Origin of the sequence: Peribacillus cavernae (assembly GCF_003989135.1) — a bacterium.
GTDB lineage: Bacteria > Bacillota > Bacilli > Bacillales > DSM-1321 > Peribacillus > Peribacillus cavernae.
Genome location: NZ_RYZZ01000027.1, coordinates 26,153 through 51,531, shown reverse-complemented (window position 1 = coordinate 51,531; position 25,379 = coordinate 26,153). Strand labels below are relative to the sequence as shown.

32 protein-coding genes and 1 other annotated feature are annotated in these 25,379 nt (G+C 43.1%); all 32 genes read left to right on the top strand.

The window, feature by feature from the left end; all coding sequences use genetic code 11:
- Positions 1-8: 8 nt before the first annotated feature.
- The gene (gene secE, locus ELQ35_RS16155; RefSeq protein WP_126866003.1) at positions 9-182 is read left to right on the top strand and encodes a preprotein translocase subunit SecE; all 174 of its coding nucleotides are present in this window, start codon (positions 9-11) and stop codon (positions 180-182) included.
- A 219-nt stretch (positions 183-401) separates the two neighbouring features.
- A complete protein-coding gene (gene nusG / locus ELQ35_RS16150; RefSeq protein ID WP_126866001.1) occupies positions 402-935 on the top strand; it encodes a transcription termination/antitermination protein NusG in 534 nt (177 codons plus the stop codon).
- 173 nt (positions 936-1,108) lie between these two features.
- A complete protein-coding gene (rplK, locus tag ELQ35_RS16145) occupies positions 1,109-1,534 on the top strand; it encodes a 50S ribosomal protein L11 (RefSeq protein WP_143253473.1) in 426 nt (141 codons plus the stop codon).
- Positions 1,535-1,873: 339 nt separating this feature from the next.
- Positions 1,874-2,563, top strand: a complete 690-nt coding sequence (gene rplA / locus ELQ35_RS16140) for a 50S ribosomal protein L1 (protein WP_126865999.1) — start codon at positions 1,874-1,876, stop codon at positions 2,561-2,563.
- Between the two features lie 56 nt (positions 2,564-2,619).
- Positions 2,620-2,773: a sequence feature (ribosomal protein L10 leader region), on the top strand.
- Positions 2,774-2,812: 39 nt separating this feature from the next.
- Positions 2,813-3,313 (top strand): 50S ribosomal protein L10, encoded by a 501-nt coding sequence (rplJ, locus tag ELQ35_RS16135; protein WP_126865998.1) that lies wholly within the window; start codon positions 2,813-2,815, stop codon positions 3,311-3,313.
- A gap of 64 nt (positions 3,314-3,377) precedes the next feature.
- Positions 3,378-3,743, top strand: coding sequence for a 50S ribosomal protein L7/L12 (gene rplL / locus ELQ35_RS16130; RefSeq protein WP_126865997.1), 366 nt, complete (start codon positions 3,378-3,380; stop codon positions 3,741-3,743).
- A 205-nt stretch (positions 3,744-3,948) separates the two neighbouring features.
- Entirely contained in the window at positions 3,949-4,554 is a 606-nt protein-coding gene (locus ELQ35_RS16125) for a class I SAM-dependent methyltransferase (RefSeq protein WP_126865995.1), read from the top strand.
- 238 nt (positions 4,555-4,792) lie between these two features.
- A complete protein-coding gene (gene rpoB / locus ELQ35_RS16120) occupies positions 4,793-8,374 on the top strand; it encodes a DNA-directed RNA polymerase subunit beta (protein ID WP_126865993.1) in 3,582 nt (1,193 codons plus the stop codon).
- Positions 8,375-8,472: 98 nt separating this feature from the next.
- Positions 8,473-12,072 (top strand): DNA-directed RNA polymerase subunit beta', encoded by a 3,600-nt coding sequence (rpoC, locus tag ELQ35_RS16115; RefSeq protein WP_126865991.1) that lies wholly within the window; start codon positions 8,473-8,475, stop codon positions 12,070-12,072.
- A 159-nt stretch (positions 12,073-12,231) separates the two neighbouring features.
- Positions 12,232-12,480, top strand: a complete 249-nt coding sequence (locus ELQ35_RS16110; protein ID WP_126865989.1) for a 50S ribosomal protein L7ae-like protein — start codon at positions 12,232-12,234, stop codon at positions 12,478-12,480.
- A 101-nt stretch (positions 12,481-12,581) separates the two neighbouring features.
- Complete coding sequence (rpsL, locus tag ELQ35_RS16105) at positions 12,582-13,004, top strand: 30S ribosomal protein S12 (RefSeq protein WP_126865987.1); 423 nt, start codon at positions 12,582-12,584, stop codon at positions 13,002-13,004.
- A 41-nt stretch (positions 13,005-13,045) separates the two neighbouring features.
- On the top strand, positions 13,046-13,516 hold the full coding sequence (gene rpsG, locus ELQ35_RS16100) for a 30S ribosomal protein S7 (protein ID WP_126865985.1): 471 nt from the start codon (positions 13,046-13,048) through the stop codon (positions 13,514-13,516).
- Between the two features lie 54 nt (positions 13,517-13,570).
- Entirely contained in the window at positions 13,571-15,649 is a 2,079-nt protein-coding gene (gene fusA, locus ELQ35_RS16095) for an elongation factor G (RefSeq protein ID WP_126865983.1), read from the top strand.
- A gap of 119 nt (positions 15,650-15,768) precedes the next feature.
- Positions 15,769-16,956 carry an elongation factor Tu gene (gene tuf, locus ELQ35_RS16090; RefSeq protein WP_126865981.1) on the top strand — a complete coding sequence of 396 codons (1,188 nt, stop codon included), beginning with the start codon at positions 15,769-15,771 and terminating at the stop codon, positions 16,954-16,956.
- 448 nt (positions 16,957-17,404) lie between these two features.
- Entirely contained in the window at positions 17,405-17,713 is a 309-nt protein-coding gene (rpsJ, locus tag ELQ35_RS16085) for a 30S ribosomal protein S10 (protein WP_019244375.1), read from the top strand.
- A 43-nt stretch (positions 17,714-17,756) separates the two neighbouring features.
- Positions 17,757-18,386, top strand: coding sequence for a 50S ribosomal protein L3 (gene rplC / locus ELQ35_RS16080; RefSeq protein WP_126865980.1), 630 nt, complete (start codon positions 17,757-17,759; stop codon positions 18,384-18,386).
- 25 nt (positions 18,387-18,411) lie between these two features.
- The gene (rplD, locus tag ELQ35_RS16075; RefSeq protein ID WP_126865979.1) at positions 18,412-19,035 is read left to right on the top strand and encodes a 50S ribosomal protein L4; all 624 of its coding nucleotides are present in this window, start codon (positions 18,412-18,414) and stop codon (positions 19,033-19,035) included.
- On the top strand, positions 19,035-19,319 hold the full coding sequence (rplW, locus tag ELQ35_RS16070) for a 50S ribosomal protein L23 (RefSeq protein WP_126865978.1): 285 nt from the start codon (positions 19,035-19,037) through the stop codon (positions 19,317-19,319). Before rplD ends, rplW begins: the two co-directional genes overlap by 1 nt.
- A gap of 26 nt (positions 19,320-19,345) precedes the next feature.
- A complete protein-coding gene (gene rplB, locus ELQ35_RS16065; protein ID WP_126865977.1) occupies positions 19,346-20,176 on the top strand; it encodes a 50S ribosomal protein L2 in 831 nt (276 codons plus the stop codon).
- Between the two features lie 60 nt (positions 20,177-20,236).
- A complete protein-coding gene (gene rpsS, locus ELQ35_RS16060) occupies positions 20,237-20,515 on the top strand; it encodes a 30S ribosomal protein S19 (RefSeq protein ID WP_126865976.1) in 279 nt (92 codons plus the stop codon).
- Between the two features lie 17 nt (positions 20,516-20,532).
- Positions 20,533-20,874, top strand: coding sequence for a 50S ribosomal protein L22 (gene rplV, locus ELQ35_RS16055; RefSeq protein WP_126865975.1), 342 nt, complete (start codon positions 20,533-20,535; stop codon positions 20,872-20,874).
- A gap of 3 nt (positions 20,875-20,877) precedes the next feature.
- Positions 20,878-21,534: a 30S ribosomal protein S3 gene (gene rpsC, locus ELQ35_RS16050; RefSeq protein WP_126865974.1), complete on the top strand. Its 657-nt coding sequence runs from the start codon at positions 20,878-20,880 to the stop codon at positions 21,532-21,534.
- Position 21,535: 1 nt separating this feature from the next.
- Entirely contained in the window at positions 21,536-21,970 is a 435-nt protein-coding gene (gene rplP / locus ELQ35_RS16045) for a 50S ribosomal protein L16 (RefSeq protein WP_126865973.1), read from the top strand.
- Positions 21,960-22,163: a 50S ribosomal protein L29 gene (rpmC, locus tag ELQ35_RS16040; RefSeq protein WP_117303864.1), complete on the top strand. Its 204-nt coding sequence runs from the start codon at positions 21,960-21,962 to the stop codon at positions 22,161-22,163. The genes rplP and rpmC overlap by 11 nt, the downstream gene beginning before the upstream one ends.
- 19 nt (positions 22,164-22,182) lie before the next feature.
- Entirely contained in the window at positions 22,183-22,446 is a 264-nt protein-coding gene (gene rpsQ, locus ELQ35_RS16035) for a 30S ribosomal protein S17 (RefSeq protein ID WP_126865972.1), read from the top strand.
- 42 nt (positions 22,447-22,488) lie between these two features.
- Complete coding sequence (gene rplN / locus ELQ35_RS16030; protein WP_126865971.1) at positions 22,489-22,857, top strand: 50S ribosomal protein L14; 369 nt, start codon at positions 22,489-22,491, stop codon at positions 22,855-22,857.
- A 42-nt stretch (positions 22,858-22,899) separates the two neighbouring features.
- A complete protein-coding gene (rplX, locus tag ELQ35_RS16025; protein WP_126866038.1) occupies positions 22,900-23,211 on the top strand; it encodes a 50S ribosomal protein L24 in 312 nt (103 codons plus the stop codon).
- 26 nt (positions 23,212-23,237) lie between these two features.
- Positions 23,238-23,777: a 50S ribosomal protein L5 gene (gene rplE / locus ELQ35_RS16020; protein ID WP_126865970.1), complete on the top strand. Its 540-nt coding sequence runs from the start codon at positions 23,238-23,240 to the stop codon at positions 23,775-23,777.
- Between the two features lie 24 nt (positions 23,778-23,801).
- Positions 23,802-23,987: a type Z 30S ribosomal protein S14 gene (locus tag ELQ35_RS16015; protein ID WP_126865969.1), complete on the top strand. Its 186-nt coding sequence runs from the start codon at positions 23,802-23,804 to the stop codon at positions 23,985-23,987.
- A gap of 29 nt (positions 23,988-24,016) precedes the next feature.
- The gene (rpsH, locus tag ELQ35_RS16010) at positions 24,017-24,415 is read left to right on the top strand and encodes a 30S ribosomal protein S8 (protein WP_126865968.1); all 399 of its coding nucleotides are present in this window, start codon (positions 24,017-24,019) and stop codon (positions 24,413-24,415) included.
- Positions 24,416-24,446: 31 nt separating this feature from the next.
- On the top strand, positions 24,447-24,983 hold the full coding sequence (rplF, locus tag ELQ35_RS16005) for a 50S ribosomal protein L6 (protein ID WP_126865967.1): 537 nt from the start codon (positions 24,447-24,449) through the stop codon (positions 24,981-24,983).
- A gap of 32 nt (positions 24,984-25,015) precedes the next feature.
- The gene (gene rplR, locus ELQ35_RS16000) at positions 25,016-25,378 is read left to right on the top strand and encodes a 50S ribosomal protein L18 (protein WP_126865966.1); all 363 of its coding nucleotides are present in this window, start codon (positions 25,016-25,018) and stop codon (positions 25,376-25,378) included.
- Position 25,379 lies beyond the last annotated feature (1 nt).

The following is a 25,379-nucleotide window of genomic DNA, read 5'->3' as shown; positions in this document are numbered from 1 at the left end:
TTACATTCATGAGCGACTTTTTCAGCGGCGTTGTTCGCGAGATGAAAAAAGTAAGCTGGCCAAAAAGAAAAGAGCTTAGCAGGTATACAGTAATTGTTGTTGCAACTGTTGCAATTATGTCCGTTTTCTTTGCTGTCGTCGATTTAGGTATTTCTGAATTAATTCGTTTAGTTCTTGAATAAGAGATTCGAAAATAAGGTATAATAGTGATAGAATAATAAGGAACACAACTGAAGGCCCGGAAACGGGTTTTTTAATTTGCTTTTTTTATCTATGCAAGGATGGGTGCACAATCTGTGCAACAATGGTGATTGAAACTCTATCAAGCCGTTTGGCATACAGCTGGTGAGGCCTCACAAAAGAAAAGGTGCGGGGAGGGAAGGACTCTAGAGTCCTAGTAAATGGAGAAAAATTGGTATGTCGTTCACACTTACTCCGGTTATGAAAATAAGGTGAAAGCAAATCTGGAAAAACGCGTGGAATCCATGGGGATGCAGGATAAAATTTTCCGGGCCGTGGTCCCGGAAGAAGAAGAAACTGAAATTAAAAATGGTAAGAAGAAGGTTACGAAAAAGAAAGTATTCCCTGGATATGTGCTTGTAGAAATCATCATGACCGATGACTCATGGTATGTTGTCCGCAACACACCAGGTGTAACTGGATTTGTCGGCTCAGCAGGCTCCGGCTCTAAGCCAACTCCGCTTCTTCCTGACGAAGTGGAAATGGTGCTGAAGCGCATGGGCATGGATAAGCAGAAAATCGAAGTTGACTTTATTATCGGGGATACGGTACAGGTCAGGGAAGGTCCATTCGCAAACTTCACTGGATCAATCGAAGAGCTGGATAAAGATAAGAGCAAAATTAAAGTCCTTGTGAATATGTTTGGCCGTGACACACCAGTTGAATTGGACTTTAGCCAGGTGGAAAAAATATAATCTGAAATAACTTGATATTAGATTCGAAAAATGATAATATTTCATAGGTCAGTATGTCTCGAGTGAGACCTGAACTAACTTGCAAAATTCTTTATTTTATATATAAAGAATCAGATGAGTGGGAGGGCTTTGCACCCTATTACCACATCACGGACGATAAGGAGGTGTGTTTCGTGGCTAAAAAAGTAATTAAAATGGTTAAACTTCAAATTCCCGCTGGTAAAGCTAATCCGGCACCGCCTGTTGGACCTGCTTTAGGTCAAGCTGGTGTTAACATTATGGGATTCTGTAAGGAGTTCAACGCTCGTACAGCAGACCAAGCTGGTCTTATCATTCCTGTTGAGATCACGGTTTTTGAAGACCGTTCATTTACATTTATTACAAAAACTCCACCTGCTGCCGTTTTGCTTAAAAAAGCAGCTGGTATTGAGTCTGGTTCTGGTGAACCTAACCGTAAAAAAGTTGCCACAGTCAAGCGTGATAAAGTGCGCGAGATTGCTGAAACTAAAATGCCTGACCTGAACGCAGCAAACGTAGAGTCTGCAATACGTATGGTCGAAGGTACTGCTCGCAGCATGGGTATCGTTATCGAAGACTGACGCTTGCGAAAGCTTGCGCGTTTCTTACGGGGTTGCGATTCATTCGCAACCTTTGTTCTGGTAACTATAGATTGATTTTTATGCAGATAACTTATCTAGGTTATCTGCATCCAGCTCCAGCGCCTAGCCCCTCGAGGTCATAAGTCAATCATCTGATGGGGAGAAAACTGCTCCCCATACAGATGCTTGTCTTATGCTTGTCGGAGGTCCACAGGATGTGGATTAGAACGGCGTTGCCACAGGACGTGGCGATCTTAGCCGTTCATCATTAGTAGGCGCTTGCGCTTTTGTTCGTGGGAGGTTATTCCGCTAAAACCACAATATGGGAGGACTTTAAACATGGCTAAAAAAGGTAAAAAGTATCTAGAAGCTGTTAAGCTTTTAGAACGCACTAAAGCTTACTCTGTAACTGAAGCTATTGATCTTGCTAAAAAAACAAACTCTGCTAAATTCGATGCAACTGTTGAAGCGGCTTTTCGATTGGGCGTAGACCCTAAGAAAGCTGACCAGCAAATCCGCGGGGCTGTCGTGCTTCCGAACGGAACTGGTAAAACGCAGCGCGTATTGGTTTTTGCTAAAGGCGAAAAAGCAAAAGAAGCAGAAGCTGCCGGCGCTGATCATGTAGGGGAAACTGACTATATCAACAAAATCCAAAAAGGGTGGTTTGAATTTGATGTAATCGTTGCTACTCCGGATATGATGGGTGAGGTTGGTAAACTCGGACGTGTATTGGGCCCTAAAGGTTTAATGCCAAATCCTAAGACTGGTACCGTTACATTTGATGTAACAAAAGCAGTTAATGAAATCAAAGCTGGTAAAGTTGAATACCGTGCAGATAAAGCTGGAAACATCCATGTTCCAATTGGAAAAGTTTCTTTCGAAGATAACAAGCTAACCGAAAACTTAGCAACAATCTTTGAAACTTTAATGAAAGTAAAACCAGCGGCTGCAAAAGGTACTTACATGAAAAATATTTCTGTAACGACTACAATGGGCCCGGGTGTGAAAGTCGACCCTTCTTCTTTTTAATATGAAATATGTTGACATTACAAAACGATTGTTGGTATAATCAGCTTTGTTGTTATAAATGAATATCATTTATACCGTAGACAGTAGGTGCTCAAACCCTTGAGCTTAATATCCTGCCGAGGTAATTCGATAAAAAGTAGTCAGCCGACTATGATTTTTGAAATTACTGCCTTCATGTCTGCCAGATATGAAGGCTTTTTGTTTGGGCGGTATGAATGTTTTTAAAGCAAATGTACAGGAGGTGTAAGGATGAACAGTGTTATCGAACAAAAGCAACAAATTGTTGATGAGATTTCTGATAAGTTTAAATCTGCACAAACAGCGGTCATTGTTGATTATCGTGGTTTAACGGTTGCTCAAGTAACGGAACTGCGCAAACAGCTTCGTGACTCAGGCATCGACTTTAAGGTATATAAAAATACTTTAACACGCCGCGCTGTCGAAGCAGCTGAACTTTCTGGCTTAACTGAATCTTTAACTGGGCCAAACGCAATTGCGTTCTCTACAGAAGATGTCGTAGCGCCAGCGAAAATCCTTAACGATTTCGCGAAGAAACATGATGCACTAGAAATTAAAGCTGGAGTTATCGAAGGCAATGTTGCATCAGCAGATGAAATCAAAGCTCTTGCAGAACTTCCATCACGCGAAGGCTTACTATCTATGCTGCTCAGCGTGCTGCAAGCACCTATCCGCAACCTTGCTCTTGCCGCGAAAGCCGTTGCAGACCAAAAAGAAGAACAAGGCGCGTAAGTTAAGATTCAGGATAAAGCTACTATAATTAAAAAAACCTAACCTTTTAAGGAGGAACCATACAATGACTAAAGAACAAATCATTGAAGAAGTTAAATCTATGACTGTTTTAGAACTGAATGACCTTGTAAAAGCAATCGAAGAAGAATTTGGCGTAACTGCTGCTGCTCCTGTAGCAATGGCTGGCGGGGCTGCTGCAGGTGGAGCTGTTGAAGAGCAAACTGAATTTGACGTTATTCTTACAGGCGCTGGCGACCAAAAAATCAAAGTTATCAAAGCAGTGCGTGAAATCACTGGTCTTGGACTTAAAGAAGCAAAGGATCTTGTTGACAACGCACCAAAGCCGCTTAAAGAAGGCGTTTCTAAGGATGAAGCTGAAGAAGTTAAAGCTAAACTTGAAGAAGTTGGCGCAGGCGTTGAAGTTAAATAACCCTGCTGCGTAATAGAGAAAGCTCGCTGTAACTGGCGGGCTTTTTTTCACTGCAAAAAAGCCTGCATCGCCTTTTTGCCAAAAAAGAGTGTATGTCAGTCCTGGTTGCAGGCAAGCTAATATAATTCGGGCGAAATTCCCGATTCTTCAACTATCTTCTCTTTTTAAAACTTCATTTTATCCTTTCTGATAGGAGGAGATGACTATGGCAGAACATTACTACTCTCAAAAACCTGATGTCACAAGCAACCCCATATACTGGGATTTCACACTACGGGGACGAGCATTTCGCTTTAAAAGTGATAATGGTGTATTCTCTAAAAACGAAGTCGATTTTGGATCCCGCCTTCTGATAGAAGCATTTCATATGAATACCGATATAAAAGCGAACTTACTGGATGTAGGCTGTGGATATGGTCCTATCGGCCTTTCGATTGCTGCGTCTTTCCCTGAAACAACAGTCGAAATGATTGATATAAACAGCAGGGCAGTTGAACTTGCAAAGGAAAACGCGAAGACCAATGGCATTTCGAATGTTGTCATTCACGAAAGTGATCGGTTTGAACAAGTTGATTCCTATCGATTTGCCGCTATAGTCACAAACCCTCCAATCCGGTCCGGTAAAAAAGTAGTTCAAGAAATTTTTGAACATAGTTTCAAAAGGTTGATGCCCGGAGGCATACTCTGGGTCGTCATCCAGAAAAAACAGGGAGCGCCTTCAGCGATCGAGAAATTAGATCAGTTGTTTGGGAATGTGGAAGTGGTACAAAAGAAAAAAGGCTATTACATTCTAGTGTCTAAAAAAGTTTGACTCTGTTTTTTTGCTATGTTATTATTAAATAATGCATATATATAATTTCCATTAGTAGGCAGTTTTTATGCAAGGGTTGTTTAGAAGTTGTATAACTTGGAAAAAATATATAAATAATAGGTGGATTTATGGAAATAGTGGTTTTTAAAGCAAAAACCATTTTATTTTTGTCTTTGGAAAACATTGTTTTCTATTGGCACTAGATCTTTTATAACGCTTGATTTGAGGGGTGAATCAGTTGACAGGTCAACTTGTTCAGTATGGACGACACCGCCAGCGCAGAAGTTATGCAAGAATTAGCGAGGTTTTAGAGTTACCGAATCTCATCGAAATCCAAACTGCTTCCTATCAATGGTTTCTTGATGAAGGGTTAAGAGAAATGTTCCAGGACATCTCTCCTATCGAGGATTTCACCGGCAATTTGTCGCTTGAATTTATTGACTACAGCCTTGGAGAACCAAAGTACTCTGTAGAGGAAACAAAAGAGCGTGATGTTACATACTCCGCTCCGCTTCGGGTAAAGGTACGTCTTGTTAATAAAGAAACAGGGGAAGTAAAAGACCAGGATGTTTTCATGGGTGATTTCCCTCTTATGTCTGAAACAGGTACATTTATCATCAACGGTGCAGAACGCGTTATTGTATCTCAGTTAGTACGCTCACCAAGTGTATACTATAATGCAAAGATGGATAAGAACGGAAAACGCGGCTACACAGCAACGGTTATTCCGAACCGTGGAGCGTGGCTCGAATACGAAACAGATGCCAAGGACGTCGTGTATGTAAGGATTGACCGCACGAGAAAACTTCCAGTAACCGTATTGCTTCGTGCGCTTGGATTCGGTTCTGACCAAGAAATTATCGACTTAATTGGCGATAATGAGTACATTCGCAACACGCTTGAAAAGGACAATACCGAAAGCGTAGACAAAGCATTGCTTGAGATTTATGAGCGTCTTCGTCCGGGGGAGCCTCCCACTGTAGAAAATGCCAAAAGTCTTTTAGTATCCCGCTTTTTCGATCCAAAACGTTATGATTTAGCTAACGTTGGACGCTATAAAATAAATAAAAAGCTTCATATTAAGAACCGTTTATTCGGCCAGAAGATTGCTGAAACGCTGGCAGACCCTGAAACAGGGGAAATCATCGTGGAAAAAGGCACCTTGCTGGACCGCCGTACGTTAGATAAAATTACTCCAAATCTTGAAGAAGGCGTTGGATTTAAAACGTATCATCCTGCAGGCGGGGTAGTAGAAGATGAAACACTTCTACAGCCAATTAAGATATATGCCCCTAGTGACGTGGAGGGAGAAAAGGTTATCAATGTAATCGGAAATGCTTATGTTTCAGATCAGGTAAAAAACATTACACCTGCTGATATCATTTCTTCGATCAGTTATTTCTTTAACCTTCTCCATTCTGTAGGCATCACTGATGATATCGACCATCTTGGCAACCGTCGCCTTCGTTCGGTCGGTGAATTGCTGCAAAACCAGTTTAGGATTGGTTTGTCCCGTATGGAACGTGTAGTACGTGAAAGAATGTCCATCCAGGATACAAACACGATTACACCTCAGCAATTAATTAATATCCGCCCGGTTATTGCTTCAATCAAGGAGTTCTTTGGAAGCTCTCAGCTCTCCCAGTTCATGGACCAAACGAACCCGCTCGCAGAACTGACGCATAAACGCCGTCTGTCTGCATTAGGCCCCGGCGGTTTAACCCGAGAGCGCGCAGGCTTCGAGGTACGGGATGTTCACTACTCCCACTATGGCCGGATGTGTCCAATTGAAACGCCTGAGGGACCAAACATTGGTTTGATAAATTCATTATCAAGTTATGCCAAGGTAAATCGTTTTGGATTCATCGAAACTCCATACCGCCGTGTCGATCCTGATACAGGCAAGATCACAAATCGCATCGATTACTTAACTGCCGATGAAGAAGATAACTATGTAGTAGCCCAGGCGAATGCCAGACTTTCAGATGATGGATCTTTCATTGATGAAGATATTGTTGCCCGTTTCCGGGGTGAAAATACAGTCGTTCCGAGAGACCGTGTCGATTACATGGACGTTTCTCCTAAACAGGTTGTATCAGCTGCAACTGCTTGTATCCCTTTCCTGGAGAACGATGACTCTAACCGTGCTCTGATGGGTGCAAACATGCAGCGTCAGGCTGTTCCGTTAATGCAGCCTGAAGCACCGCGTGTCGGTACTGGCATGGAATATGTGTCAGCCAAGGACTCCGGAGCTGCTGTCATCTGTAAACAGGAAGGAATCGTAGAGCATGTGGAAGCACGTGAAGTATGGGTGCGCCGTGTTGCGGAAGTCGATGGCCAGGAAGTCAAAGGCAATCTTGACAAATACCGTATGCAGAAATTTATTCGTTCCAACCAGGGAACTTGCTATAACCAGCGCCCGATTGTAGAAGTCGGGGACAGAGTTGTAAAAGGTGAAATCCTTGCTGATGGCCCATCTATGGAAAAAGGCGAATTAGCACTCGGCCGCAACGTGCTGGTAGCCTTCATGACATGGGATGGTTACAACTATGAAGATGCCATCATCATGAGCGAGCGTCTTGTGAAAGATGATGTGTATACTTCGATTCATATTGAAGAATATGAGTCAGAATCCCGTGATACAAAACTTGGACCTGAAGAAATTACGCGTGATATCCCTAACGTCGGGGAAGATGCACTACGCAACCTCGACGAACGCGGAATCATCCGTATTGGCGCTGAAGTAAAAGACGGTGATTTGCTCGTTGGCAAGGTAACTCCTAAAGGAGTAACTGAACTTACGGCCGAAGAACGCCTTTTACATGCGATTTTTGGAGAAAAAGCTCGTGAAGTCCGTGATACATCGCTTCGTGTTCCTCACGGAGGCGGCGGAATCGTTCACGATGTAAAAGTATTCAACCGCGAAGACGGCGATGAACTTCCACCGGGTGTTAATCAGCTCGTGCGCGTATATATCGTCCAGAAACGTAAAATCCATGAAGGGGATAAAATGGCAGGCCGCCATGGAAACAAGGGTGTTATTTCCCGCATTCTTCCAGAAGAAGATATGCCATACTTACCGGATGGTACACCGGTAGACATCATGTTGAATCCTCTAGGGGTTCCTTCACGGATGAACATCGGCCAGGTATTGGAGCTCCACCTAGGAATGGCTGCGCGTGCGCTGGGCATTCACGTCGCATCACCGGTATTTGACGGTGCGCGTGAAGAAGATGTCTGGTCTACGATTGAGGAAGCGGGAATGGCTCGGGATGCCAAAACGGTCCTTTATGACGGCCGTACAGGTGAACCATTTGACAACCGGGTATCAGTTGGTGTCATGTATATGATCAAGCTTGCCCATATGGTTGATGATAAGCTGCACGCCCGGTCAACTGGCCCTTACTCCCTTGTTACCCAGCAGCCCCTTGGCGGTAAAGCCCAGTTCGGCGGCCAGCGTTTCGGTGAGATGGAGGTTTGGGCACTGGAAGCATACGGTGCTGCTTACACTCTTCAGGAAATTCTTACCGTTAAGTCCGATGACGTCGTTGGACGTGTGAAAACATATGAAGCGATTGTTAAAGGAGAAAATGTTCCGGAACCTGGAGTACCAGAATCATTTAAGGTATTGATCAAGGAACTTCAAAGTCTTGGTATGGATGTTAAAATCCTTTCTGCGGACGATCGTGAGATTGAAATGCGTGACTTAGAAGACGAAGACGACGTAAATCAGCAGGATACATTGACAATTGATTCTGAAGAAAAAGACATGGTTACCTCTGAAGCAGGGGTCAACACAAACGCAATTACAACTGACTAAGGCTGGATCTAACTTTTTAATTGTGTTTTATAAATGATATTCTGTCCCCATATTAAGCAATAAGGGTAAAACCCGAGATTAAAAGGGAGGTAGGCCCCTTGCTAGACGTTAATAATTTTGAGTATATGAAAATTGGTCTTGCTTCGCCGGACAAGATACGTTCTTGGTCGCACGGTGAAGTGAAAAAACCAGAAACAATTAACTATCGTACCTTAAAGCCAGAAAAAGACGGTTTGTTCTGTGAAAGAATTTTCGGACCTCAAAAGGACTGGGAATGTCATTGCGGTAAGTATAAGCGTGTCCGTTATAAAGGTGTAGTCTGTGATCGGTGCGGCGTAGAAGTAACACGTGCTAAAGTACGCCGTGAACGCATGGGACATATCGAATTGGCGGCACCTGTATCACATATTTGGTATTTCAAAGGCATTCCTAGCCGTATGGGACTTGTCCTGGACATGTCACCGCGCGCTTTAGAAGAAGTAATTTACTTTGCATCCTATGTTGTAACGGAAAAAGGTGATACTTCTTTAGAGAAGAAACAACTTTTATCTGAAAAAGAGTATCGTGTATACCGCGAGAAGTACGGGAAGAAGTTCCAGGCTTCAATGGGTGCTGAAGCTATCAAAAAACTTCTTCAGGACATCAAAACGGAAAAAGAAGTAGATACGTTGAAAGAAGAGCTCAAAACAGCTCAAGGACAGCGCAGGACACGTGCTATTAAACGTCTGGAAGTTTTAGAAGCCTTCCGTAACTCTGGAAATGAACCATCCTGGATGATCCTGGATGTATTGCCGGTCATTCCGCCGGAGCTTCGCCCAATGGTACAGCTTGATGGCGGACGCTTTGCTACATCTGACTTGAACGACTTGTATCGTCGTGTAATCAACCGGAATAATCGTTTGAAAAGGCTATTGGATCTTGGCGCTCCAAGCATTATCGTGCAAAATGAAAAGCGGATGCTTCAGGAAGCAGTTGATGCATTAATCGATAATGGCCGTCGCGGCCGACCTGTCACAGGACCCGGTAATCGGCCATTGAAGTCTCTTTCTCATATGCTTAAAGGTAAACAAGGCCGTTTCCGTCAGAACCTTCTTGGTAAGCGTGTTGACTATTCTGGCCGTTCCGTTATAGTTGTAGGACCTAACTTGAAGATGTATCAGTGCGGATTGCCCAAGGAAATGGCTATCGAGCTGTTCAAGCCTTTCGTAATGAAAGAACTGGTCCAAAAAGGGTTAGCGCACAATATCAAATCAGCGAAACGCAAGATTGAAAAGTTACACCCTGAAGTTTGGGACGTTCTTGAATCCGTAATCAAGGAGCATCCAGTGCTGCTTAACCGCGCACCTACACTTCACAGACTGGGCATCCAGGCATTCGAACCTACATTGGTTGAAGGCCGTGCGATCCGTCTGCACCCGCTCGTATGTACTGCCTATAACGCAGATTTCGACGGCGACCAAATGGCTGTGCACGTTCCGTTATCTTCTGAGGCTCAGGCTGAAGCCCGTTTGCTTATGCTAGCGGCGCAAAACATCCTAAACCCGAAAGATGGCAAACCGGTTGTTACTCCATCTCAGGATATGGTATTGGGCAACTATTATCTGACGCTTGAAAGAGAAGAAGCGATCGGTGAGGGGATGTCTTTCAAGGACACAAATGAAGCATTGCTGGCATATCAAAATGGATATGTACACTTGCACACTCGGGTAGCCGTGAATGCTGCTTCGTTAAAAAACGAAACATTTACAGAAGAACAAAATAATCAGCTTCTACTTACAACTGTAGGGAAACTGATTTTTAATGAAATTTTGCCTAAATCGTTCCCATACATCAATGAACCTACAAAAACAAATCTTGAAGAGGAGACTCCCAAGAAGTATTTTGTAGAAAAAGGTGCGAACATTAAAGAACTTATACAGGCTCAGCCAATTATTGATCCATTCAAGAAAAAAATTCTTGGGAATATCATTGCGGAAGTATTCAAACGCTTCAAAATCACTGAAACGTCTAAAATGCTAGACCGCATGAAGGATCTTGGCTTTAAACACTCAACTAAGGCTGGTATCACAGTTGGTGTTGCCGACATCGTAGTATTAAGTGAGAAAAAGCAAATCATTGAAGAAGCACAAACGAAAGTAGATAACGTGTTAAAGCAATTCAGACGAGGGTTAATCACCGAAGATGAACGCTATGACCGGGTAATTTCCATCTGGAGTGCTGCGAAGGATACAATCCAGTCCAAGCTGATGAAGTCCTTGGACCGAAGTAATCCAATCTTCATGATGAGCGACTCCGGGGCCCGTGGTAACGCATCTAACTTTACACAGCTTGCCGGTATGCGTGGATTGATGGCCAACCCGGCCGGACGTATTATCGAACTGCCGATCCGATCAAGTTTCCGCGAAGGTTTAACCGTGTTAGAGTACTTTATCTCCACTCACGGTGCTCGTAAAGGCCTTGCTGATACAGCGCTTAAGACAGCCGACTCCGGTTACCTTACTCGCCGTCTCGTAGACGTTGCCCAGGATGTAATCATCCGTGATGACGATTGTGGAACAGACCGCGGATTGCTGGTTGCTGCACTTAAAGACGGAACTGAAATCATTGAGCATTTAGAAGAACGTTTAGTCGGCCGCTATGCAAGAAAACCGATCAAACATCCGGAAACGAATGAAGTGATTGTGGCCGAAAATGGGTTAATTACTGAAGATCTGGCTAAGTATATTGAGGACAGCGGTGTAGAACAGGTTTGGATCCGCTCAGCCTTTACATGTAACACCAGCCATGGTGTATGTAAGAAATGTTACGGCCGAAACCTTGCCACTGGCGAAGAAGTTGAAGTGGGTGAAGCAGTCGGCATCATAGCTGCACAATCCATCGGAGAACCTGGTACACAGTTAACAATGCGTACCTTCCATACTGGTGGAGTTGCTGGGGATGACATCACTCAAGGTTTGCCTCGTATTCAGGAAATTTTTGAAGCGAGAAACCCTAAAGGTCAAGCAGTTATTACTGAGATTGAAGGAACTGTCGTTGGCATCAATGAAATTAGGGATAAACAGCAGGAAATCGTGATTCAGGGTGCCGTAGAATCACGTACTTATACAGCTCCATACACAGCGCGTCTGAAAGTGGCTGTAGATTCATATGTACAACGCGGCCAGGAATTGACAGAGGGTTCAATTGACCCGAAGGAATTGCTGAAAGTAACAGACGTTGTGCATGTGCAAGAATACTTGCTTCGTGAAGTTCAAAAGGTATACCGTATGCAAGGGGTAGAAATTGGCGATAAACACATCGAGGTAATGGTAAGACAGATGCTTCGTAAAGTACGTGTAATCGATGCAGGGGAGACCAATGTGCTTCCGGGAACATTACTCGATATACACCAGTTTACTCTTGCTAATACCTCAGCTTTATTAGAAGGCAAATTGCCAGCAACAGGCCGTCCGATACTGCTGGGTATCACAAAAGCTTCTCTTGAAACGGATTCATTCTTGTCCGCCGCATCCTTCCAGGAGACTACAAGAGTACTTACAGATGCTGCAATCAAAGGTAAGCGCGATGAACTGCTTGGCCTTAAGGAAAATGTAATCATCGGTAAGCTTATTCCTGCCGGGACTGGCATGCCCCGATACAAAAAGGCGCAGCCTGTTTTTGCGAAAGACCTTAATGAAGAAACTGTAACTGTAGACTGATAACAACGGAGGCTGACTCTCATGAGCCAGCCTCCCCTTTATGATGTAATTTGTTGTTGAAATACTTTTTGAAAGACAGTTGACATTTCTATTCAAGGGATGATATTATAGCAAAGGTGCTCCTATGATACCCTGTAACAGCTTTGGAGGATATGACCGATGTCTTATGAAAAAGTACTACAGGCAAAGTCAGTGATTATAGGAACGAAACAAACAGTGAGAGCTCTTAAAAACGATTTAATTCAAGAGGTAATTATAGCCGAAGATGCAGATATATTTCTGACATCCAGGGTTGTTGAAACTGCCAAGGAATTAAACGTTCAAATCACATACGTTGATTCGACAAAATTGCTGGGAAAAGCATGCGGCATTGATGTCGGAGCAGCAACTGTTGCCATTAAAAAGTAAAACTGTTTTTGCGGCTCATTCCGCAAAAACTTTGTTTTTGCTCTTTTATGAACCACCTGGATGTGTGGGACTAGAACGAAAAAGTGAAAGGAGGAAAAGTAATGCCTACAATTAATCAATTAGTGCGTAAAGGACGCGAGTCTAAAGTAGAGAAATCAAAATCTCCAGCGCTAAACAAGGGCTACAACAGCTTTAAAAAATCACAAACCAATGTATCATCACCGCAAAAGCGTGGTGTTTGTACACGTGTTGGGACAATGACACCGAAGAAGCCAAACTCTGCATTGCGTAAATATGCGCGTGTTCGTTTGACAAACGGTATCGAGGTAACTGCCTATATCCCAGGTATCGGACACAATCTTCAAGAACACAGCGTGGTGCTTATCCGAGGCGGACGTGTAAAGGACTTGCCGGGGGTGCGTTATCACATCGTTCGTGGTGCGCTTGACACATCTGGTGTAAACAATCGTATGCAAGGTCGTTCCAAATACGGTACGAAGCGTCCGAAAGCTGCAAAAAAATAATCTGCTAGAAAATAAGAACTTAATCGAAAGGAGGAATATTTATGCCTCGTAAAGGCCCTGTTTCAAAAAGAGACGTATTACCAGATCCAATTTATAATTCCAAGCTTGTGACTCGTTTGATCAACAAAATGATGGTTGACGGACAAAGAGGTAAATCACAAAAAATTCTTTACTCAGCATTCAATATTATTTCAGAACGTTCTGGCAAAGAGGCGATCGAAGTATTCGATCAAGCTCTTAAAAATATTATGCCAGTATTAGAAGTTAAAGCACGCCGTGTAGGCGGTTCGAACTACCAAGTACCTATTGAGGTGCGCCCGGAACGCCGTACTACTCTTGGACTTCGCTGGTTAGTAAACTACTCTCGCCTTCGCGGTGAAAAAACGATGGAAGAGCGTTTAGCTAACGAAATCCTTGATGCTGCCAACAACACTGGTTCTTCTGTTAAGAAACGTGAAGATACTCATAAGATGGCTGAAGCAAACAAAGCTTTTGCCCACTATCGCTGGTAAAATTAATTCTTTCTATAAAATCATACTACTCATATACGGAAGGAGAAAGACCAAATGGCAAGAGAGTTCTCCTTAGAAAACACCCGTAATATCGGCATCATGGCTCACATCGATGCCGGTAAAACGACGACAACAGAACGTGTTCTTTATTATACCGGGCGTATTCACAAAATCGGTGAAACTCACGAAGGTGCATCTCAGATGGACTGGATGGAGCAAGAACAAGAACGTGGTATCACGATCACATCAGCGGCGACTACCGCACAATGGAAAGGCCACCGCGTAAACATCATCGATACACCGGGACACGTAGACTTTACAGTCGAAGTAGAGCGTTCCCTTCGTGTCCTTGATGGTGCAGTGGCTGTACTTGACGCACAATCAGGCGTTGAGCCTCAAACTGAAACAGTTTGGCGTCAGGCTACAACTTATGGTGTTCCCCGTGTAGTTTTCGTAAACAAAATGGACAAAATTGGTGCTGATTTCTTATATTCAGTAAAAACAATTCATGAACGTCTTCAGGCAAATGCACATCCAATTCAAATACCGATCGGTGCGGAAGATGAATTTGAAGCGATCATTGACCTTGTGGAAATGAAAGCTGTATTTTACGGAAATGACTTAGGAACTGATATTGAAGTTCGTGAAATACCTGATGAGCACAGAGCTCTAGCAGATGAATACCGTGAAAAGTTAATCGAAGCGGTAGCAGAATTAGATGAAGAGTTGATGGAAAAATACCTTGGCGGAGAAGATCTTACTAACGAAGAAATCAAAGCTGCGATTCGTAAAGGTACTGTTAACGTAGAATTCTATCCGGTAATCTGCGGGTCGGCTTTTAAAAACAAAGGTGTTCAATTAATGCTGGATGCTGTCATTGATTATCTTCCATCACCGCTTGATGTACCTGCAATTAAAGGGACTCTTGCGGATTCTGATGAAGAAATAACTCGTCTATCAAGTGACGATGAGCCATTTTCAGCTCTTGCATTTAAAGTTATGACTGACCCTTATGTTGGTAAACTGACATTCTTCCGTGTATACTCTGGTACTTTGAACTCTGGTTCTTATGTACAGAACTCTACTAAGGGAAAACGTGAACGTGTAGGACGCATCCTTCAAATGCACGCAAACTCCCGCGAAGAGATTTCTAAGGTATATGCCGGAGATATCGCAGCTGCGGTAGGTCTAAAAGATACTACAACTGGTGATACTCTGTGTGACGAGAAAAGTCTTGTCATCTTAGAATCAATGGAATTTCCAGAGCCGGTTATTTCCTTGTCTATTGAACCTAAATCAAAAGCTGACCAGGATAAAATGACTACAGCTCTTCAAAAGTTACAAGAAGAAGATCCAACCTTCCGTGCTCATACTGACCAAGAAACGGGTCAGATTATCATTGCTGGTATGGGGGAGCTTCATTTAGATATTCTTGTAGACCGTATGCGCCGTGAATTCAAAGTAGAAGCAAACGTTGGCGCTCCTCAGGTTGCTTATCGCGAAACTTTCCGTGGATCTGCTCAGGTAGAAGGTAAGTTCGTACGACAATCTGGTGGACGCGGACAATTCGGACATGTTTGGATTGAATTCTCTCCTAACGAAGAAGGAAAAGGATTCGAATTTGAAAATGGTATCGTGGGTGGTGTCGTTCCTCGTGAATACATTCCTGCCGTTCAAGCAGGTCTACAAGACTCGCTTGCAAATGGTGTACTCGCTGGATACCCGCTGGTTGACATTAAAGCTAGATTGTTTGATGGATCTTACCATGACGTTGACTCCAACGAAATGGCATTTAAAATAGCGGCATCTATGGCTCTTAAAAATGCTGCATCCAAATGTAAACCAGTTATCTTAGAACCTGTAATGAAAGTGGAAGTTGTTATTCCAGAAGAATACATGGGCGATATTATGGGAGATATCACATCTCGCCGTGGCCGTGTAGAAGGTATGGAAGCTCGCGGCAACACACAGATGGTTAAATCGATGGTTCCACTATCTGAAATGTTCGGTTATGCAACATCTCTACGTTCTAATACACAAGGCCGCGGAACATTCTCTATGCACTTCGATCACTATGAAGAAGTACCTAAGAGCATCTCCGAGGAAATTGTGAAAAAAAATAAAGGTGAATAATTGATTTTCATCTCTTATTAAAGTATAACTACTTATGTAAGCTGTGAAAGCGGAGAAATTCCGGCTTTCATAGCACCATATACTTAAATTAATTTATAATTTTAAGGAGGAAAATCCTAATGGGAAAAGCTAAATACGATCGCTCTAAGCCACATGTTAATATCGGAACAATTGGTCACGTTGACCATGGTAAAACTACTTTAACTGCTGCAATTACTTCTGTTCTTGCTAAAGTTGGTGGAGCTGAAGCTCGTGCGTACGATCAAATCGACGGTGCACCAGAAGAAAGAGAACGTGGTATCACAATCTCTACTGCACACGTAGAGTACGAAACTGAAACACGCCACTATGCACACGTTGACTGCCCGGGACATGCTGACTACGTTAAAAACATGATTACTGGAGCTGCTCAAATGGATGGCGGAATCCTAGTTGTATCTGCTGCTGACGGTCCAATGCCACAAACTCGTGAACACATTCTTCTTTCTCGTCAAGTTGGTGTTCCTTTCCTTGTTGTATTCATGAACAAATGCGACATGGTTGACGACGAAGAATTGCTTGAACTAGTTGAAATGGAAATCCGTGACCTTCTTTCTGAGTATGATTTTCCTGGCGACGATATTCCAGTAATCAAAGGTTCTGCTCTTAAAGCTCTTGAAGGTGACGCAGCTTGGGAAGAAAAAATCAACGAACTTATGACTGCAGTTGATGAGTATATCCCAACTCCAACACGTGACACTGACAAGCCATTCATGATGCCGGTTGAGGATGTATTCTCAATCACTGGCCGTGGAACAGTAGCTACTGGACGTGTAGAACGCGGAAAAGTTAAAGTTGGTGATGTAATTGAAATCATCGGTCTTGCTGAAGAACCAAAATCTACAACTGTTACAGGTGTAGAAATGTTCCGTAAGCTTCTTGACTATGCTGAGGCAGGAGACAACATTGGTGCTCTTCTTCGTGGGGTAGCTCGTGAAGATATCCAACGTGGCCAAGTTTTAGCTAAGCCTGGCACAATTAACCCGCACACAAAGTTTAAAGCTGAAGTTTACGTTCTTTCTAAAGAAGAAGGCGGCCGTCATACTCCGTTCTTTACCAACTATCGTCCACAGTTCTACTTCCGTACTACTGACGTAACTGGTATTTGTAATCTTCCTGAAGGCGTAGAAATGGTTATGCCTGGCGATAACATCGAAATGAGTGTTGAACTTATCGCTTCAGTTGCTATCGAAGAAGGCACAAAGTTCTCTATCCGCGAGGGTGGACGTACTGTTGGAGCTGGCGTTGTAGCTACAATCAGTGAATAACTGAAATTGCGCTTAAAGAAATATTTAAAAAAGCAGACGGGACGCCGTTTGCTTTTTTTGTTATTTCAAATTAAAAGTAATGCTTCCCCTCCCCGAAATACTTTCCTTTTTTAAGCTGAGAGATCACGAGGTAAGTCTTTCCTTGGCCATCTCGCTTGTGGGTAAGGAGTAAATATAGTAGACAAAAATAATTACAGCCAAATATGATTAAAGATTATCTTGAAATTGCATGGCTGACTATGTATAATAGTAAAAGTGTCTAACACATGGAAAAGTGCAGAATTACCTTGCATAGACAGTGTGTTTTATGTATAATAGACAATGTTGGTCTTTGACTGCGATGATATGGAAGGTTGCTGACACACCCGGCCGCTTTGCCATGGCACGTGTGTGGGAAATTTCCATTGAGAAGGTCTATTTAAAAAATAGGCGAAAGGGAGGGAAAATAATGGCAAAACAAAAAATTCGTATTCGTTTGAAAGCATATGATCACAGAATTCTTGATCAATCTGCTGAGAAAATCGTTGAAACTGCAAAGCGTTCTGGTGCGGCTGTATCCGGTCCAATTCCATTACCAACCGAAAGATCTGTATATACAATCTTGCGTGCGGTTCATAAATACAAAGATTCTCGTGAACAATTCGAGATGCGTACACACAAGCGTTTAATCGACATCGTGAACCCAACTCCACAAACAGTTGATTCACTTATGCGTTTAGACCTGCCATCAGGTGTGGATATTGAAATCAAACTGTAAACTGATATAAAAATTATAAAAGATAATCTAGGAGGTGTGACTAATGACCAAAGGAATCTTAGGAAGAAAGATCGGTATGACTCAAGTATTTGCTGAAAATGGTGAACTTACCCCCGTAACTGTAGTGGAAGCTGCCGGGAACGTGGTGCTTCAAAAGAAAACAGTTGAGGTAGACGGCTATGAAGCAGTTCAAATTGGTTTCGAAGATAAGCGCGAAAAACTTTCTAACAAACCAGCTAGAGGACATGTTTCAAAGGCAAACACTGCTCCTAAGCGCTTCATTCGCGAATTCCGCGATGCAAATCTCGGCGATTACGAGATGGGTCAGGAAGTCAGAGTTGATGTATTCACCGAAGGCGATATCGTAGATGTAACAGGAATTTCAAAAGGAAAAGGCTTCCAGGGCGCTATTAAACGCCATGGACAATCTCGCGGGCCAATGGCTCACGGTTCCCGTTATCACCGTCGCCCTGGTTCAATGGGCCCTGTTGCTCCGAACCGTGTATTCAAAGGGAAAGCATTGCCTGGACGCATGGGTGGAGAACAAATCACTGTTCAAAACTTATCGATTGTTAAAGTGGACGTGGAACGCAACTTACTTTTAATCAAAGGTAATGTACCCGGTGCAAGAAAAGCGCTATTAAAAGTGAAAAGTGCGGTTAAATCTAAGTAATTTCTGAGAAAGGAGGAGCATTAGAATGCCGAAAGTTACATTGTTCAACCAGGGTGGATCACAAGTTGGCGATATTGAGCTAAACGATTCAATCTTCGGTATTGAGCCCAATAATCATGTATTATTCGAAGCAATCATCATGCAAAGAGCTTCCTTGCGTCAAGGAACTCATAAAGTGAAAAATCGTTCTGAAGTTGCAGGCGGCGGACGCAAACCATGGCGTCAAAAAGGTACTGGGCGTGCTCGTCAAGGTTCTATCCGATCACCACAATGGCGAGGCGGTGGTACTGTATTCGGACCGACCCCTAGATCTTATAGCTATAAGTTACCCAAAAAGGTACGCCGTTTAGCGATAAAATCCGCACTATCTTCAAAAGCATTAGAAAAAAACATTTTAGTTCTTGAGAGCCTTTCATTCGAAACTCCAAAAACAAAAGAATTCGCAGCTGTTCTAAAAGGACTTTCCATCGATGCTAAAACGTTAGTTGTAACTGACGGTTTAGACGAGAAAGTTGCTTTGTCCGCCCGTAACATTCCTGGTGTTACTGTTGTGGAGGCTAATGGTCTAAATGTTCTTGATGTTGTATCACACAACAAATTGATCTTGACTAAATCAGCTGTTGAAAAAGTAGAGGAGGTGCTTGCATAATGGATGCACGCGATATCATTAAGCGCCCCGTAATCACTGAACGTTCTTCAGACTTAATGAATGAGAAGAAGTACACGTTTGAAGTGGATGTAAGAGCTAACAAGACTCAAGTTAAAGATGCTGTACAAGAAATCTTCGATGTACAAGTTGAAAAAGTTAACATTATGAACTATAAAGGCAAGTTCAGACGCATGAACAATCGCACAGGATATACGAACAAGCGCCGTAAAGCGATTATAAAGTTAACTGCTGATAGTAAAGAAATCGAATTATTCGAAGCTTAATTCATTAGAGAAGGAGGGAAATACACATGGCGATTAAAAAGTATAAACCTACCTCTAACGGCCGACGCGGCATGACGGTTTCTGATTTCGCTGAAATCACTACTGACAAACCGGAAAAATCATTGCTTGCTCCTGTAAAAAGAAAAGGCGGCCGTAACAATCAAGGTAAGTTAACAGTTCGTCATCAAGGTGGCGGCCATAAGCGTCAATACCGTATCATTGATTTCAAACGTGATAAAGATGGTATACCAGGGCGCGTTGCCACTATCGAATATGATCCAAATCGTTCTGCAAACATTGCATTAATTAACTATGTGGATGGAGAAAAACGTTACATCCTGGCTCCTAAAAACCTGCAAGTAGGTATGGAGGTTATGTCCGGCCCTGAGGCTGACATCAAAACCGGAAACGCTCTTCCACTAGCAAATATTCCTGTTGGTACTGTCATTCATAACATTGAACTTAAACCTGAAAAAGGCGGACAGCTAGTGCGTTCGGCCGGTACTTCAGCTCAGGTTCTTGGTAAAGAAGGACGTTATGTTCTCGTTCGTTTAAATTCAGGCGAGGTTCGTATGATTCTTGCAACTTGCCGTGCTTCTATAGGCCAGGTAGGCAACGAGCAGCACGAACTAATCAACATTGGTAAAGCTGGACGTTCACGCTGGTTAGGCAAGCGCCCAACTGTTCGTGGATCTGTAATGAACCCGAACGATCACCCGCATGGCGGCGGGGAAGGCCGTGCTCCTATCGGACGTAAGTCTCCAATGTCTCCTTGGGGTAAACCAACTCTTGGCGCCAAAACACGTAAGAAGAAAAACAAATCCGATAAATTCATCGTTCGTAATCGTAAAAAATAACGGGGTTGAACTACGGTTCATACAAGGAACCGTAGAACAATCACGAAGGGAGGTACTTACATGGGTCGCAGTTTGAAAAAAGGACCTTTTGTTGATGAGCATTTGATGGTTAAGGTAGAAAAGTTAAATGAAGGTGACAAGAAGCAAGTTGTGAAAACTTGGTCTCGCCGTTCAACAATCTTCCCACAATTCATCGGTCACACAATCGCTGTCTACGATGGTCGTAAACACGTACCGGTCTATGTTACTGAAGATATGGTAGGCCATAAGCTGGGCGAATTCGCTCCAACTCGTACTTACAAAGGTCACGCAAGTGACGACAAGAAAACAAGACGTTAATGAGAGGAGGGCATCTCATGCAAGCTAAAGCTGTTGCTAGAACAGTTCGTATTGCTCCTCGAAAAGTCCGTTTAGTCGCTGATTTAATTCGAGGTAAGCAAGTAGGTGAAGCGGTAGCGATTCTTCGCTTAACTCCAAAGGCTGCTTCTCCAATCGTAGAAAAGGTTCTGAAATCTGCTGTTGCGAATGCAGAACATAACTACGAAATGGATATCAATAACCTGGTTGTTTTAGAAGCATACGTGAATGAAGGACCAACGTTAAAACGTTTCCGTCCTCGTGCCATGGGCCGTGCGAGTGCTATTAACAAACGTACTAGTCATATTACTATCGTTTTATCAGAAAAAAAGGAGGGATAATCTGTGGGTCAAAAGGTAAATCCAGTCGGTTTGCGTATCGGGATCATCCGTGATTGGGAGTCCAAATGGTACGCTGGTAAAGATTATGCAACTCTTTTGCATGAAGACCTTAAAGTTCGTGAATATATCGCGAAGCGTTTAAGCGATGCTTCCGTATCAAAAGTAGAAATCGAACGTGCTGCTAACCGCATTAACATTTCTGTTCATACTGCGAAGCCAGGAATGGTTATCGGTAAAGGTGGTACTGAAGTTGAAGCACTTCGTAAAGCATTAAACCAATTAACAGCTAAACGCGTTCATATCAATATTATCGAAATCAAAAGAGCAGATCTTGATGCAAAATTAGTTGCTGAAAACATTGCTCGCCAATTAGAAAACCGTGTTTCTTTCCGACGTGCTCAAAAGCAGGCAATCCAACGTACGATGCGTGCTGGCGCTCAAGGAGTAAGAACACAAGTTTCTGGCCGTCTTGGCGGTGCAGATATTGCTCGTGCTGAACATTACAGCGAAGGAACAGTTCCACTTCACACACTTCGCGCTGATATCGACTATGCTGCTGCTGAAGCGGACACTACTTATGGTAAGCTTGGCGTGAAAGTATGGATCTACCGTGGAGAAGTTCTTCCTACTAAGAAGAAATCTGAGGAAGGAGGAAAATAATATGTTATTGCCTAAGCGCGTAAAATACCGTAGGGAACACCGAGGTAAGATGAGAGGAAATGCAAAAGGCGGCACTGAAGTACATTTCGGTGAGTTTGGTCTCCAGGCCTTAGAAGCTTCTTGGATCACAAACCGTCAAATTGAGGCTGCCCGTATCGCGATGACTCGTCATATGAAACGTGGCGGTAAAGTTTGGATTAAGATCTTCCCAAGCAAGCCTTACACTGCTAAACCTCTGGAAGTGCGTATGGGTTCCGGTAAAGGTGCTCCTGAAGGATGGGTTGCGGTTGTCAAGCCTGGCAAGATCATGTTTGAAATATCCGGTGTATCTGAAGAGGTGGCACGAGAAGCATTACGTCTTGCAGCACACAAACTTCCAATCAAATCTAAGTTTGTCAAACGAGAAGAAATTGGTGGTGAATCAAATGAAAGTTAATGAAATTAAAGACCTTACCACTGCCGAAATTGAACAAAAAGTAAAATCTCTTAAAGAAGAGCTATTTAATCTTCGTTTCCAGTTAGCCACTGGACAACTTGAAAATACAGCACGGATTCGTGAAGTGCGCAAATCGATCGCTCGTATGAAAACAGTAGTTCGTGAAAGAGAGATCGGTGTCAACAATCGATAAATGAGGGGAGGTTTGCAGAATGAGCGAACGTAACCAACGCAAAATCTACACTGGACGCGTAGTATCTGACAAAATGGATAAAACGGTAACTGTTCTTGTAGAAACCTATAAAAAACATTCTCTTTACGGGAAGCGCGTAAAGTACTCTAAAAAGCTTAAAGCTCATGATGAGTTAAATGAGGCGAAAGCTGGCGATACTGTGAGAATCATGGAGACTCGTCCACTTTCCGCAACTAAACGCTTCCGTCTAGTTGAAGTAGTAGAAAAAGCAGTAATTATCTAAGCAATATTCGGATTATGCTAATTCCGAAGGGAGGTTTCGTACATGATTCAACAAGAATCTCGTTTAAAAGTCGCTGACAACTCTGGTGCTCGTGAAGTTCTTACTATAAAAGTTCTTGGTGGTTCAGGCCGCAAGACTGCAAATATCGGTGATGTCATCGTGTGTACAGTAAAACAAGCAACACCAGGAGGCGTTGTCAAAAAGGGTGAAGTTGTTAAGGCAGTTATTGTTCGTACTAAACGCGGTGTACGTCGTCCTGACGGTACTTACATTCGTTTCGATGAGAATGCATGTGTAATTATCCGTGATGACAAGAGCCCACGCGGAACTCGTATTTTTGGGCCTGTTGCTCGTGAACTTCGTGACAACAGCTTCATGAAGATCGTTTCTCTTGCTCCAGAAGTACTATAATTGATAAATCTCGTAAAAGCCTTTCAAGGAGGTGCGAAGCTGATGCATGTTAAAAAAGGTGACAAAGTCGTAGTCATCTCTGGTAAGGACAAAGGCAAACAAGGAGTTATCCTTGAAGCATATCCTAAAAACAATCGTGTGCTTGTTGAAGGAGTAAACACCGTGAAAAAGCACTCTAAGCCATCTCAGGCGAACCCACAAGGGGGTATCCTTAGCCAGGAGGCTGCTATTCACGTGTCTAACGTAATGCCGCTTGATCCAAAGTCAGGAAAACCGACTCGTGTTGGTTACAAAGTGGAAGACGGCAAAAAAGTACGCGTAGCTGTTAAATCAGGTGAATCTTTAGATAAATAAGTCAATGAAGAAGGGAGGTACACTTAATGAACCGCCTAAAAGAAAAATTCCAAAAAGAAATGACTCCTGCTCTAGTGAGCAAGTTCAGCTATAAATCTGTAATGCAAGTACCAAAAGTTGAAAAAATTGTAGTGAACATGGGTGTGGGTGACGCTGTTGCTAACTCGAAGGCATTGGATAATGCTGTTGAAGAGTTGACTTTAATCACCGGACAAAAGCCTGTGGTAACAAGAGCGAAGAAATCTATTGCCGGCTTCCGTCTTCGTGAAGGCATGCCTATCGGTGCGAAGATTACATTACGCGGAGAGCGTATGTATGAATTCCTTGATAAACTAGTTTCTGTATCTTTGCCACGTGTACGTGACTTCCGTGGGGTTTCAAAGAAATCTTTTGACGGCCGCGGTAACTACACAATGGGTATTAAAGAACAACTGATCTTCCCTGAAATTGACTACGATAAAGTGAGCAAGGTTCGTGGTATGGACATCGTTATTGTAACGACTGCTAATACTGACGAAGAAGCTCGTGAACTACTTACTCAATTCGGAATGCCGTTCCAGAAGTAATCTCTAAATAGAGGAGGCGAAAACGTGGCTAAAAAATCTATGATCGTGAAGCAAAAACGCACGCATAAATACAAAGTACAGGAGTACACCCGCTGCGAACGTTGCGGACGTCCACATTCTGTGTATCGTAAATTTAAGCTCTGCCGTATTTGTTTCCGTGAACTTGCATATAAAGGACAAATCCCTGGCGTGAAAAAAGCTAGCTGGTAAACCCGATTTTGGGAAGGAGGTAAATAATAATGGTCATGACAGATCCGATTGCAGATATGCTTACTCGCATCCGTAATGCGAATATGGTTCGTCACGAAAAATTGGAGGTTCCGGCTTCCAAGATCAAAAAGGAAGTCGCTGAAATTTTAAAGCGTGAAGGCTTCGTACGTGATGTTGAACTAATCGAAGACAACAAACAAGGTATCATCCGTATCTTCCTTAAATACGGTGCAAACAACGAACGTGTAATTACTGGTTTAAAACGCATCAGCAAACCTGGTTTGCGTGTTTATGCAAAGACTGGGGAAGTTCCACGCGTTCTTAACGGTTTAGGTATCGCAATTGTTTCTACTTCTCAAGGGCTCCTAACTGACAAGGAAGCTCGTACTCAACAAGTTGGTGGAGAAGTACTCGCATACGTTTGGTAATATATTTCTTACACGAATGGAGGTGCACTAGATGTCACGCGTAGGTAAAAAACCTATTGAAATCCCTTCTGGCGTAACTGTAACGGTTGAACAAAACAACGTCACAGTAAAAGGCCCTAAAGGGGAATTAACAAGATCTTTTAATCCTGATATGACAATCAGCGTCGAGGAGAATGTCCTTACAGTAACTCGTCCATCTGATGAGAAAGAACATCGTGCATTACACGGTACCACTCGCGCTGTTATTTCAAACATGGTTCAGGGTGTATCCAAAGGCTTTGAAAAGTCCCTTGAACTTATCGGTGTCGGGTACCGTGCGCAAAAACAAGGCACTAAACTTATCCTTAACGTAGGTTACTCTCACCCAGTTGAGATCGAACCGGAACAAGGCGTGGAAGTTGAAGTTCCTTCTAATACAAAAGTTATCGTTAGAGGTGCGAACAAAGAACGTGTAGGCGCTCTTGCAGCAAATATCCGCGATGTTCGTCCCCCAGAACCTTACAAAGGCAAAGGTATCCGTTACGAAGGCGAATATGTACGCCGTAAAGAAGGTAAAACAGGTAAGTAATGCCGCATAGGTAAATGAAAGGAGTGACGTAAATGATTACGAAGGCTGATAAAAATTCTGTTCGCAGGAAAAGACATGCACGTGTACGTGCAAAGCTTTCCGGAACTGAAGTTCGTCCTCGTTTAAATGTGTTCCGTTCAAGCAAACACATTTACGCACAATTAATTGACGATGCAAACAGCGTAACGCTAGCAAGTGCTTCTACTCTTGACAAAGAGATCGGCTCAGAAGCTACTGGCAATGCTGATGCAGCCCGAAAAGTTGGCGAACTAATTGCGAAACGCGCTGTTGAGAAAGGTTACAAAACGGTGGTATTTGACCGCGGCGGTTACCTCTTCCATGGTCGTGTTAAAGCATTAGCTGACTCTGCTCGTGAAAACGGCTTAGAATTTTAAT